At 82.4% G+C, this 760-nt stretch carries 1 protein-coding gene; it reads right to left on the bottom strand.

Annotated features, from left to right (window positions below; all coding sequences use genetic code 11):
- A partial coding sequence (locus GD970_RS21960; protein WP_452179930.1) for an Lhr family helicase occupies positions 1–760 on the bottom strand: 760 nt, incomplete at both ends.

The raw sequence follows: 760 nt of genomic DNA, 5'->3' as shown, positions 1-760 counted from the left end.
TCGGGCCGAACCCGGCGGCGTCCAGCGCCCGGCGCAGCGGCCCGGCCGCCTCAAGGGCGGCGCCGCCGTCGACGCGCTGCAGGGTGAGGGCGCCGAGCGCGCCCGTGGCGGCCACCTGGCCCAGCGCCGCCGCCGCGGCGTCGAGGGCCACGGGGTCGTCGGCGAAGGACAGCAGGGTCCGGCCGCCCTTCTCCACGTAGAGCACCAGGGCGCCGTCGACGAGGACGACGGCGGCCCCCGCCTTGCGCCCGGGGCGGTGGCCCTCCCCGGCGGTCGTCGGCGGCCAGCCCAGCGCGGCGCCGTAGGGGTTGGCCGGGTCCGTGGCGGCCAGCAGGGCCACCCGCGGGGCGGCGTCCCCGGCCGCGGCGCGCTCGCGGCGCGCGGTCAGCTCGGCGGCGTCCCCGCGCAGGCGGTCCACCACCTCGGGCAGGGCGAACTGGGCGGCGCCCAGCCCCTCGACGAGATAGCCGCGGCGCACCTGCCCGGCCTCCTCGAGCCGGCGCAGCACCTGGTAGGCGGCGCCGAAGCCGCCGGGCAGGTCCTCCAGCCCGGCCGCGCCGCGCACGAGCACGCCGTGGCGCTCGAGCAGCGCGACGGTCAGGGCCGTCACCCGGGCGGTGCGCGCATCGACGTCCTCCTCGGCCGCGGCGCGCTCGGGGCGGACCAGCGACCAGCGTCCGGCGGCCGCCGGGAGGTTCACCGCCGAGGCCGGCCGGGCGCCGGCGAGGGCCGCGCGGGACAGGGCCGCGCGGCGCAGCCC

Source organism: Georgenia thermotolerans, from assembly GCF_009193185.1.
In the GTDB taxonomy this organism is placed as follows: Bacteria; Actinomycetota; Actinomycetes; order Actinomycetales; family Actinomycetaceae; genus Georgenia; species Georgenia thermotolerans.
Note: the sequence above shows the minus strand (reverse complement) of the source record. Positions and strands in the feature narration are given on the sequence as shown.